Here is an 11,824-nt window from a genome sequence, read left to right as displayed (position 1 = left end):
TTTGACCTGAACAGCCTACTCAAACGGCTCCAAAAATCCCGACTCAATCCCCATAGGAACCTCCCCGGTTCCGTGCAACATCGGTTTCATTGTTCGTCCTGCGGACGCAACGAAAACCTAGTTGTTATGTGTAGGCTTTCTTCTCATTTGCCTGTTAGTCGTCTTAATATTTTAGTAAAAAAGCTTTCGTTTTCTTTTACTTCCTTTTCTGTCACCGTTACAAATTCAAAAGGTCCAAGTTGTCTAATTTTCACATTCTTGTCTATTGTCATTTCATTAGTCACAAGGTCAAACGAAAAACCAACATTTAAGTCTTGTTGATATTCGTATGAGTATAAATGTCCGATTGCTTTTTGGTCTTTCTGTTCTGTGAAATATATTCCGTCCACAGTAAAGTCTGGGTCGTAACGTTTGATTAGCTTTCTGTTGTCAAAAATGTAAATGCAATAACAAGCACCGACTAAAAAGTATTCAGGATTTGTCGTGTGAATTACGCTTTCAAGAACAGGAATGTCGTCCATTTCGTGTAACAACTCTCTTGTCGAAATGTCGATTAAATAACCTTGCCCGCCTGCCACAATAAAAGCTGTATCATTGGCATTGTCAGTTAATACTTTGTCGAAGGATTGGTAAGGTCGAGGAAAACAACCAACCCATTCTTGAAAATTGTTGTCCATAAACTTTACCCAAAGTCGAGAATTGAAAGTCTGTCCAAAATGTTTTTCTGGATAGTCTCCCGATGTCGGTGTTTGGTTTAAAATTTCTGCACTCATTTCTTGTCGTGTTGTTGGTCTTTAAGCTTACACATAACGGTTAGCATATGAAAAGTAGGCGATTTCGAAGCACTATACTTTCGGTTGAGTACAAAGTATGATACGAGCGGAAAGCCTTGATTTTACTACTATTTCGCCTATTTTTTATATGCATTGTTGTAGGGCGTTTTTATTTTATTCTCTTATTTCTTCTCTTAGTGGCATAACGTCTTTTGGAATGTCTGCAATTGAATTTATTGGTTTATATTCAGTTTCAAATGTTCCTTCATAGCCGAATAATTTCCCCCAAGTTTTGTTACTCACAACAACTGAGATTTTAAACTTTTGCTCTTTATCGTCAAACCACTCACAAACATTCGCTTCTCCTGAAAATAGCATTGGAAATTTAAAGCCTAAAAATCCTTCATAAAATCTTTGCTCTCCTGAACGAAGTTTAATTCCACCGTTTTCAGCGACAGTCATTTCAATGTCAACCGCAAGATGTTGATGTGTTCCCAAATAGTCCACAATCCGTTTTCTTTTCTCACTGTAAATCATTGTTGCGTCAAATCTGCGAATACGCTTTGGAAATTGGTATTTACGAACCCAAGTAACGGTTTCTCTCCCAAATTTGTCTTTGTAAGCGTAGTTCTCAATTGAAAAAGGAATGTCTTTTCCTTTCTGCGGGAACATAATGTTTCTCCATGTCCCAATGTACAGAAATGGCAACGTATATGGTTTTCCATACCAAACACTTTGCATAACTCCTTTTCCAACCGAGGCAATTTTGTCATTGCTGTTAAAGCCAAATCGCTTTTGAATCTGTGGATGAAGTCTGTCAAAGTCTGAACCTAAAACTTGTTGGTAAATTGATTTCATTATTTCTGTTTTGTAATGCAATTAGAAGCCTTTGGCAAATAGCTGAAATTTAAAATTGCTATTACAGAAAGAGCTATCATTGATATGTTTAGGGCAAATGGATTAAATGGAAGTGTGAAAATCATAAAGTCGCTAAAAATTGCTCCAACTGTGAGAAGACACAATCCTAATATATTTAAATACTGAAGGGCTTTTCTCTGAATGAAAATCAATGAAACTCCAAAAGCAATTTCAGCAACGCCTATGATGGTCAAAATTTTTTCTTCCTTTCCATTAAACAATCCTGATTGTCTTAATATTTCAATTTCCCCCGTGTCTGTAAAAAGTACTTTTGGAATTAGTCCCTGATAAATCCAAACGATTCCTAGTACTAAATGTACTAGCAAAACTGATAATTGAGCGGTTATCGCTTGTTTTGGGTGAAGTCCTTTTTCAATCCAATTTTTCAAGCAATCAAAACTCCAAGCCGTTGCCCAAATCATTAATGGTCTGAAAATTAATTTGTCAATTAGGTTTCCAAGAAGCCCCCAACGTGTTTTATAGTCATAACCTGTAAAGAATTTTATTCCACCTGGCTCTGGAACATATTTCCAATATCCTGAACCTTGTTTAATTATTGAAATTTTGCTGTCTGATGAAAATTTTAAAACCGATGTGCTTTCCCCACTGTCTTTGGTTTTGGTTGCAACACTTTCTCCGATTCCGTTTACCTTAATTCCTAATCCAATTTTTGTTGAGTACAGAAACTCTTGTGGGTCAGTCGGGTTTTTTTTTGGTAAGTATGATATTTCGGAAAACCTTAAATCCCATTCCTGATGCAATGACGGTTCTTGCGTTTTTGTCCACAAGTCGTCTAAGTCGCATTCTATTTTGGTTTCAATATATAGTGGTTTTCTCTTCAAATGTTGGTTGTCTTTTAAATGCCCTACAACAAGTTTATACCCGCAACTATTGCGGGATATTTCGGTATTGGGATATATCCCGCATTGCGGATATTTTTCAAGTAGTTTCGGGGTTGGGTTGATCCCGGCTTGGGACGGATTCCATTTTTAAGGCGGTATCTGATTCCTATTTCCTGTCCCAGATTTGGGCGGAAATAGCAGCAGGCAACTGCACTGTCCTAAAGATATCAGACTTCTTGGAAATGAGACTCTGTTTTTTAGGTCAGACAAGATTATTTTTCCTTTGACCTCTTCCAGCTGGGCTAGGATTCAGTGGCGTAGCCCTTGGTTCTTCGTAGCGGAGTTCCTCGGAGATTCCACGAAGGAGCGTAGCGCTGTGATCCTTCCTAGGCTGCATTTTGCCACAGTCTATGTCAAGGCTACGCCCCTATTTGACTCTTATGGGCGTATTTCCCACGAAGATGGCGGGGCTACGCCCTTAAACCACATCGGAATCGGGTAGATCTTTTACCCTCCGACCCAAACTTTTTACCCTCTGACCCCAACCAGTTGGGTACGACCTCCATTCGAGATTCAGTAGTCGAATCCCCCTAGTCCCCTTCGAAAGGGGGAATTGCCTCAAAAGGTAACTCCATCTTCAAAAGGTTGTGTATGATGGCTGCTATTGGAACTTTGTCTGGTTGCCTTTGGGCGTTTCCAGACTCCCCCTTTTCCAAAGGGGGTTGGGGGGATTTATTTCAAATGCAATGCTTCCCAATCGTCTATGTAAAATCCGATCTGCGCAAGCACCGAGTTCATCTGCTTTTTGACCTCGATATCGGAAAACCTCAAAAAATACAAGCCCATTTTTTCCAAGGCATCCTGTCTCATCACGTCATTGAGAAATACCTCATCATAAAAATGGGAGTCTCCATCCACCTCGATTACCAGGTTCAGTTTTTTGCAATAGAAATCAACGATGTAATTCCCTAGTGGCTTTTGCCGATTGAAGGAATAACCCCGAAAGGATCCGGCGCGCAATTTTTGCCAAAGCAAGATTTCGGATAGCATAGAATGGTTTCTGAGTTCCCTTGAAAAGTCCCTCAGTGAGCGGTTGTAGGGCAAAAAATACATGTAGTAATCTAGGCAATTTTCCAGAATCCCCCTAGCCCCCTTGAAAAGGGGGAATTGGCTCAATAGGACCTTCGATCCTCAAGCTTAAAACTTCGACTCTCTCTATAGGCATTTCGCTTTCCATACTTTCGACGCTTCCCGACTCCCCCTTTCCCAAAGGGGGGCGGGGGGATTTGTTTCAAAAATCAATTCCTCCATTCGATATTCAGTAGTCGAATCCCCCTAGCCCCCTTGACAAGGGGGAATGGCGGCAATAGGAACTCCAATCCCAAAAGACAAACCTTGGACTTCTCTATGGGTACTTGCCAATATCGGCCTTCTTGATTCTTCGCTCTTGCGTCTTGATTCTAACGTCTTGCTACTTGATACTCAATACTAGATACTTGATACTAGACACAAAAAAGCCCAGACTGGCGAACCAATCCGGGCGGGGCAATAAGACAACGTTGGCTAGTCTCCTATCAAGAAACAAACTCGGCGATCAGACGGGCTGGACGAAGCTCCAGGTCTCCAAAGTCCTTTTCGAGGTTCTTTTGGGACACGTATTCGAGCTCAAAAATCAGCCCGTTGATGAAGACCTCATCCATGTGCAGGTCGTTTTTCAGGTGCAGGTTGCCCTGTCGTCCGTTCAGATTGATCCCGTAGGACTCGAACACTTTGTACAGCTTTTTGGCAATATTGACTCCTCTCATACCAGTTCAGATTAAGTAGTTGGTTTTATTTTTTTCGGCTTTTGGCCAGCTCATTTCCAGAGAAGTAAGGCCGGGGTCGAAATCCCAGAGGGAAACCGACCCCGCTTAGTCCTATTCATCAACCAATCCGGATCAGACGTAAGCTGCGGCCTCAGATTCAAACTCTTCCACCGGCGTATCGTCCAATGGGATTTCTTTTTTCTCGGCTTTGCCGATTTTCGCCAGGAAGCGGTCAAAGAGGTAGTAGATCACCGGCACCACGACCAAGGTCAGGAACATGGAGGACATCAAGCCCCCGATGATGACCCAAGCCAGGCCGTTTTTCCACTCCGCACCGGCACCGCCCGCCAAGGCAATCGGAAGCATACCGATCACCATCGCCAAGGTGGTCATGAGGATGGGACGGAATCGGATCTTCACCGCTTTCTCCAAGGCCTTCTTCACCTCTACCCCAGCTTCTTTCAGCTGGTTGGTAAAGTCCACGAGCAGGATGGCGTTTTTCGCCACCAAGCCCATCAGCATGATCAGACCCATGATGGAGAAGATGCTCAGCGTGCTCTTGGTCAGTGCCAAAGCAAGCAAGGAACCGATCAAAGCCATCGGCAGGGAGAACATCACCACCAGGGGATAGACGTAGGAATCGTACAGCGCCACCATGATCAGGTAGATCAGGAGTATGGACGCGATGAGTGCAATACCCAAACTACCGAAGCCCTCGCTCTGGTTTTTCATGTCTCCGTCGTAGTTGATCTGCACCTGGGGAGGAAGCTGGAGCTCGTTGATCTGGGCAGTCAGCTGCGCGCCGACCGTCCCGGAAGGCACGCCCGCCACCTGGGAGGTGATCTTCACCGAGCCCACACGGTCACGTCTCTCGAGCTTGGTCGGTCCCTCGGACTGCACCACATCGGCAAACTGGGCAAGCTTCACGAGCTGGCCCTTGTTGTTGAGGAAGGTGATGCTTTCCACGTCGGAGATCTCCCGTCGATCAAACTCGTTGAGTCGGATCTGGATGTCATATTCGTAGTCCCCGTCAGAGTACTTGGAGTCGTCGTTTCCGTTGAAAGCCACCTGCAGGGTACCCCCGACTTGGTCCATGGAAAGTCCCAGCTCGTTCATCTTGAAGCGGTCCACTTCCACGCGGATTTCGGGGTTGCCGGCCTCGAGGGAGCTTTCGATCTTTCTGGTGCCTCGGATTCCGGCCAGTATCGCTTCGATTTTTTGGGCGGTGACCGCCACGGAATCCCGATCTGGACCGGACACGATGACCTGGATAGGCGCATCGGCCGCAGTACCCATGATGGAGATCGGCACGGAGGTGTACTCTGCGCCGGGGACGTTTTCCTCCAGGTAGTTTTCCACATCCCGAGCAAACTCAGGCCCAGTCTGGGTACGGTGCTTTTTGTCCACCAGCTTCACGGCAATCTCCGCGGTGAAGGGCGAAGCCTGTGATCCGGTAAACTGCCCGCTGGAGCGGCCTACGGTGGTGAACACTTCGGTCACCTCAGGCAAAGTCCTCAGGTAAGACTCCACCTCCTGGGTCTTGAAGTTGGTCTGCTCCAGGGTGGCGTCCTTGGGCAGCTCCATACGGATCTGAAACTCACCTCTATCCCCCTGGGACACAAACTCAGAGCCGATCCAGCCTCCTCCGACGAGGAAGAAGGAACCGATGAAGAGCACGAAAGTGATCGCAAGCATGGCAAACTTGTGCGCAAAGCCCCACTTCAGGATATCGATCAACCAATCCACAAAAGCGTCCAATCCCCGCTCAAAGCCATAGACCAGCCTGCCAAAGAAGGAGTTCTTGTTCAGGTGTTCCAGCTTGGAGAATCGGGAAGTCAGCAGAGGAATCAGCGTAAATGCAACCAACAGGGAAAACAAGGTCGCTACCGCCACCGTGATACTGAACTGGCGAATGATCCCGGAGATCAAGCCGCTGGTCATCGCCAGAGGCACAAACACCACGATGATCACCAGGGTAATGGAAACTACCGTCGCCCCGATCTCGCGAATCCCGTCATAGGAAGCCTGGGCGATGGACTTGCCCATCTCCAGGTGTCGGTAGATGTTTTCGATGACCACAATGGCGTCATCCACCAGAATACCCACCACCAGGGAAAGTGCCAGGAGGGACATCAGATTGAGCGTGAAGCCCATCAGCATCATGACCGTAAAGGTCGCGATGATGGAAGCAGGCACCGCCACCATGACGATCACGGCATTTCGGATACTGTGCAGGAAAAGGAGCATGATCAGCGCCACCAGCACAATGGCGATGACCAAGTCCTTGATCACGTCATTGGCCGCTTCCAAAGTAAACTCCGAGCTGTCCTGTGACACTTCAAAGGAAAGCCCGTCCGCAGTATAGGAACTCTCCAGCTGCTCCAGCTCGTGGTGGATGATTTCGGAAAGCTCCACGGCATTGGCGTCAGACTGCTTTTGGATGGTCAGACCGATCGCATCGTTGTTGTTTAGCCGGGTGAGGATATCCTCGTCCTTGAAGGTATCGACCACTTCGGCGATCTCCTTGAGCTGTATGGGCGACTCATCCTGACGGTAGGCGATCACGAGCTCTTTCAGCTCGTCCACGGCGGTGAATTTCCCCGCCAATCGGATCAAGACCTGTCCCTCGTTGTTTTTGAGACGGCCCGTAGGAAAGTCCAAGTTGGAGGTATTGATCTTTTGCATCACCATCAGGGGAGAAATCCCATAGGCCTCCAGCTTGTTGCGATCCAGGTTTACCTTGATTTCGCGCTCGGTACCCCCCAGCATGTTTACCTGGGCTACCCCGTTGATCTGGGCGAGGGAAGGCTGGATCTTGTTTTTGATCAGGTCATAGAATGCCGCCGGGTCCAGATTGGAGTACACGGCCATCTGCATGATAGGCATGTCGTCCAGGTCAAACTTGCCCAAGCTCGGAGGATCCACGCCCTCGGGCAAGTCGCCTAGGATCGCATTGATCTTTCGCTGGGCGTCCTGTAGGGAGATGTCCACGTCTATGCCCGTCTCGAGCTCCAGCGTGATGATGGAGATGCTCTCTTGGGAGATAGAGTTCATGGACTTGATGCCCTCCAGGGACGCGATGGCATCTTCGATTTTCTTGGTGACCGAGGTTTCCACCTCGGAAGGAGCCGCGCCGGGATAGATCGTCGAGATGGTGACGATGTTGGTTTCCATCTTGGGAAGCAGCTCGTAGGACAGCTGGGTATAGGAGAAAATCCCCAGCAAAGTCAACACGGTAAAGAGGACGACGACGAGCGACGACCGCTGTATGGATAGTTTGGTAATCTGCATGGTTACTGTACTTTGACTGGAGTACCTTCTTTCACATTGATCAGGCCGGAGACGATGACCTCATCGTTGGCGCTCAGTCCGTCCAGCACCTCGATGGAGCCTTCGGTGAGCGGGTTGATTTTTACCGGCTTGTACACGGCTTTGCCGTCCTGGATCACATACACGCCCGGATCCTTGAGGCTGCCTACGATGGCTTTTCTGCTGATCTGAAGCACGTTGCCTTCCTGCGCAAACTGGAAGCTGGCGGTGCCAAACATTCCCGGGTTGATCTTGTCCAGGTTAGCCCCGGTCATCAGGACGATCACTTCGTACTTGAAAGAGCCGTCGGCCTTTTTGGAGATAAAGTCCACCTTGCCGGTGAAAGTCTCCCCTTTGATCGCGTTGACACGCACAGAAAGCGGATCGCCCAGCTTCACCTTGGAGATCTCGTTTTCGGTCACGTGGACGGCGAGCTTCAGCTGGGAAGTATTGATCAGGTCGGCAATCGCCATCCCTGGGCTCACGAGGGCTCCCATTTCGTAGTACTCTTCATTGATGTAGCCGGAGATGGGCGCTTTGATCTGGGTATCGTCCAGTCTCTTTTTCAAAGCCGAAAACTGCGCCTCGGCGATGTTGTAGGCCTTCTGGTTGTCCTCCAGCTGCTTTTTGGTGATCGCGTCGGTGTTGGCGAGGTTTTCATAGCGCTTCACATCCTTGGCGGCCTGCTCCAGGTTGAGCTGGGCGATGGTGTAGTCCGAGCGGATCAGGCGGTCGTCCACCTGGACGATCACGTCGCCTTTTTTCACATAGTCCCCCTTGCGCTTGTTGATCTTGACGATCGCGCCGGAAGTCTCCGACATGAGCTTCAGCTCCTGGGAGGGTTCGAAAACCCCGTTGGCTTCAAAGTTTCGGTTTACGCTTTTCTCGGCCACTTTCTCCACTGTCACGGAGATGTACTCGCTGGACTTCATGGCCAGGGTAGCGGCTTCATCAAGTTCGTTCTTGTTGTTGTACAGCGTGTAGGCTACTGCGCCGACGCCGATGAGCAAAAATCCGATGATAATTAACTTTTTCATGTGTTATGATTGTTTTTTAAGGCCACATGGAATCTCGCATAGTTGATGAAACAGCGCGTTTGAGGGGATTTCCGCTATGCTTGATTTCATGACAGGTAGGTGTTGGCGTTATTGGATGAGGTTTTTGATGGTACCAGTGGATTTGAGGATCTCCAGCTGTGCGAGACGCACCTGGATGATCTGGTTGTTGTAGTTGGCCTGTGCCTGTCTTTCGCTGGCTTCCGCAGCCAAGAGGTCGGTGAGCGGGCTCAGCGACTCCTTGTAAAGCAATTCGGTTTCGCTCAGCACATCATTGGCCAGGGTAAGGTTGCTCTCCAGGGATCGGAGCGTGCTCAGGGAGTTGTAGTACTTCTTGAGCGCATTTTGATACTCCAGCTCCGCCGCGTCCGTAGCCTGGAGCTTGTCCAGTTGCAGCTGTTGGGCAGTCACTTTGGATTGGGCTGCTTTGTATTTGGTCTGTCCGCCGTTGAAGATGGGAATCTCCAGTTTCAGGCCCACCAGGAATCCCTGATACCAGGCGTGGTTGGTGTTTACAAAGTCAAACTCCTGGGAGAAGGCGCTTTTGTTGAAGTCGGCAAAACCCACCAGCTGGGGCATGTGCTCGGCCTTGATGTTTTTGTACTCGTATTCGTAGAGTTTTTCCTGTACGCCCAGTACCTGCAGGTCCTTTCTATTGTTGACATCCAGCTCGGCGATCTGGAACTCATTCACCATGTGGTTCATGTCGGTGATCTTGGAGTCCAAAGCGATCTCGGTGTCCACGGGAATCCCCATCACGAGCTTCAGATATCCCTCGCTTTGGAAAATCGCTATATCCAGGTTTTCCAATTCCGCTTTCACGGAGGTCAGGTTTACCTTCACCCGGTTCAGGTCCACCTTGCGCGCCAGGTCGTTCTCGTACTGGGCTTGGAGTATTTTCTCCAAGCCTTCCAGCTCTCCTATGGTGGCCAGCAGGTTTTCCCTCTGCAATTCAAGCTGAAGGACGCCCAGATAGCTCATCGAGATCTCGTGGATCACGTCCTCCTCGGATTGCTCAGCGAGCAGTCGGTAAAACTCCTCCCCTGTCTTCGCGGCTTTCAACCCGATGAGGTAGGAGTTGCTGTAGATCAACTGGTTGAGCTGAAACCCCGCCTTTAGCGTTTGGGGCACCCCAAAGGCAATCACGTTGATATCCTCCGGACTTCCCCCGAAGAAACCTCCACCGGGGATGGCCTGGGGATAGACGTCGATGAAATTGTTGTAGTCACCATAGGCGGAAATCTGGGGAAGACCGGCGCCCCTGATCTCGTTTCGCTGGTACTTGGCTTTGTCCTCGTCCATGAGCGCCTTCTGATAGTTTCGGTTGTTTTCCAAACCGATCTGGATGGTCTCCTTCAAGGTCAAGGGCTCCGGGAAGGACAATTCCGGAACGGAATTTTGTGCTGACAACACCCCTGGGATCAGTAGGGTGAACGCATAAATCAGGCTTTTTCGAAACATTGTCTTTATTGGTAGTTTATTTTGATACTAATAGTTGGTTCTGTTTTTAAAGAACTTAAAAACCAAATTTTTTTAGGCTTTTTGGCTTCTGAATTTTTTGAAGATCGAAGGGATTTCGCTTTTGAAAAACTCGAGGAAATCCGAAAAGTCCACCAGGCACTTTTTAAATTCCGCGCAACTGGAGCCTTCTCTTTCCTTGATCACATCGTCAATGAATATCTTCATCTTGGTGATTTCCAGCATTTCCTTTTCCAGCTCTTCGCTCCAGTTTTTCATCCTCAGCGAAAAGTAGCGCTTTCGGTCACCGGGCTTGGTATGGTAGGTGATCCGCTCTTTTGCCTGCAAAAAGGTCAGGGCATTGCTTACCGCACTCTTGCTTACACTCAGTTCCTCCACGATTTCCTCAAAAGTCGCCTCTGCGTTGCTGTGGACCAGCAACAGGCCGATGATCCTCCCGACCAGCGGCTGCATCCCTTTGTGCTCGTGAAAGACCCCGATCCGCTCGATCAACTCTTTCTGTTTTTCACTTAGCATGTATTGATAGGTTTTGCATTACTAACGCCACAAATATAATTTGGTTCGGTTGGTTCACAAAAAAAAGAACCAAATATTTTTCCTCCCCATTTTTCCAGATCGCTTTGCAGAAAAACACGCGAATATATCCATCAAAGCGCCGCTAGGCCTTGATGCTTCGATCGCTGATTTGGGGATTTAGATAGCGTTTCTGCTCCTCTTCACTCAGGATGGCATATCCCAGCTCCAAGGGTGAAGGCCCTATCCAGCTGCTCTTCTGCCCACTCACGCGCAGCTCTCCGAGCACTGGATCGATAGTCAGCATGGCAAAGAGCGATGCGTCATAGGGACAGGTAAACTGCAGGGAGGGGTACTCCTGGTGAAGCTCTGCGGACAGGCTCTGATGCGCCAGCTTCTCCCCCACCCAGTAGTAAGACGCGGAGTTGAGGTGCAGGTAGTTGACTCCCCCTACCCGGATGTGCTGATCCACGTGGGCGTGGCCGTTGATTGCGAGGAGGATTTTGGAGGAAAAGCGGCTCAGGATCTCCTGTATCTCTGTGGGATTGTCGATCGTATAGATGCCGGCGATAGGCTGGTGGGACGCGATCAGCACCGGCTTGCCCGCTTGCTCCAGCTGCTCGATGAGCCAGGTCTGCTGCTCCGGCCCGATATACGAAGGATAGCCGCCCTTGCTCGTGGGCGACCCCGTATCATTGCCATCCAGCACCAGAAGTTGGATGGCTCCAAGATCAGCGGCATAGTACCTGGACTGCATCCCAAAGGCCTTGACGACCTCTTCCCGGGAATAGCCTCCATCCATGTCATGGTTGCCAAGGATATGGAAGGCGTGGGGATGAGCCTGATTGAAGCGTTGGATCAGGGAAAGGTTTTCTTTTTTGGGGATGGCAAAGTCTCCCATTTGGATGAGTGCTTGGGGATTTTCATCCGCCATTTTTTCCAGAAAAGCCTCGAGCCGATCGGCTCCGTCATGGATGATATCGACGTGCAAGTCAGTGATCAGACCGATTTTGGCCAGTTCCCTACTTTGGAAAAAACGGAGTGTGGACTCGGGAATAGCCAGGCTGAGAAGGGATACGGAGCTGGTTTTGAGAAAGTCTCTTCTTGAAAAAGCGGGCATTTTCGGATAA

The 11,824-nt window shown here is 48.8% G+C and carries 10 protein-coding genes; all 10 read right to left on the bottom strand.

All coding sequences use genetic code 11. The annotated features are described in order from the left end of the window. Window positions 1-143 precede the first annotated feature (143 nt). The gene (locus tag J0A68_RS19790) at window positions 144-773 is read right to left on the bottom strand and encodes a hypothetical protein (RefSeq protein ID WP_206579979.1); all 630 of its coding nucleotides are present in this window, start codon (window positions 771-773) and stop codon (window positions 144-146) included. A 174-nt stretch (window positions 774-947) separates the two neighbouring features. Continuing rightward, complete coding sequence (locus J0A68_RS19785) at window positions 948-1,631, bottom strand: DUF4166 domain-containing protein (RefSeq protein WP_206579978.1); 684 nt, start codon at window positions 1,629-1,631, stop codon at window positions 948-950. After that, entirely contained in the window at window positions 1,631-2,533 is a 903-nt protein-coding gene (locus J0A68_RS19780) for a DoxX-like family protein (protein ID WP_206579977.1), read from the bottom strand. Before J0A68_RS19780 ends, J0A68_RS19785 begins: the two co-directional genes overlap by 1 nt. Window positions 2,534-3,265: 732 nt before the next feature. Beyond that, complete coding sequence (locus J0A68_RS19775; protein ID WP_206579976.1) at window positions 3,266-3,646, bottom strand: endonuclease domain-containing protein; 381 nt, start codon at window positions 3,644-3,646, stop codon at window positions 3,266-3,268. 461 nt (window positions 3,647-4,107) lie between these two features. Then, window positions 4,108-4,338, bottom strand: a complete 231-nt coding sequence (locus J0A68_RS19770) for an acyl carrier protein (RefSeq protein WP_206579975.1) — start codon at window positions 4,336-4,338, stop codon at window positions 4,108-4,110. Window positions 4,339-4,470: 132 nt separating this feature from the next. Beyond that, on the bottom strand, window positions 4,471-7,629 hold the full coding sequence (locus J0A68_RS19765; RefSeq protein WP_206579974.1) for an efflux RND transporter permease subunit: 3,159 nt from the start codon (window positions 7,627-7,629) through the stop codon (window positions 4,471-4,473). A gap of 2 nt (window positions 7,630-7,631) precedes the next feature. Beyond that, window positions 7,632-8,684 carry an efflux RND transporter periplasmic adaptor subunit gene (locus tag J0A68_RS19760; RefSeq protein ID WP_206579973.1) on the bottom strand — a complete coding sequence of 351 codons (1,053 nt, stop codon included), beginning with the start codon at window positions 8,682-8,684 and terminating at the stop codon, window positions 7,632-7,634. Window positions 8,685-8,792: 108 nt separating this feature from the next. Next, a complete protein-coding gene (locus tag J0A68_RS19755; protein ID WP_206579972.1) occupies window positions 8,793-10,163 on the bottom strand; it encodes a TolC family protein in 1,371 nt (456 codons plus the stop codon). A 72-nt stretch (window positions 10,164-10,235) separates the two neighbouring features. Then, complete coding sequence (locus J0A68_RS19750; protein ID WP_206579971.1) at window positions 10,236-10,697, bottom strand: GbsR/MarR family transcriptional regulator; 462 nt, start codon at window positions 10,695-10,697, stop codon at window positions 10,236-10,238. A 142-nt stretch (window positions 10,698-10,839) separates the two neighbouring features. Then, window positions 10,840-11,814 (bottom strand): metallophosphoesterase family protein, encoded by a 975-nt coding sequence (locus tag J0A68_RS19745; RefSeq protein WP_206579970.1) that lies wholly within the window; start codon window positions 11,812-11,814, stop codon window positions 10,840-10,842. Between the last annotated feature and the right edge of the window lie 10 nt (window positions 11,815-11,824).

Origin of the sequence: Algoriphagus oliviformis (genome assembly GCF_017254915.1) — a bacterium.
Taxonomy (GTDB): Bacteria; Bacteroidota; Bacteroidia; order Cytophagales; family Cyclobacteriaceae; genus Algoriphagus; species Algoriphagus oliviformis.
Note: the sequence above shows the minus strand (reverse complement) of the source record. Positions and strands in the feature narration are given on the sequence as shown.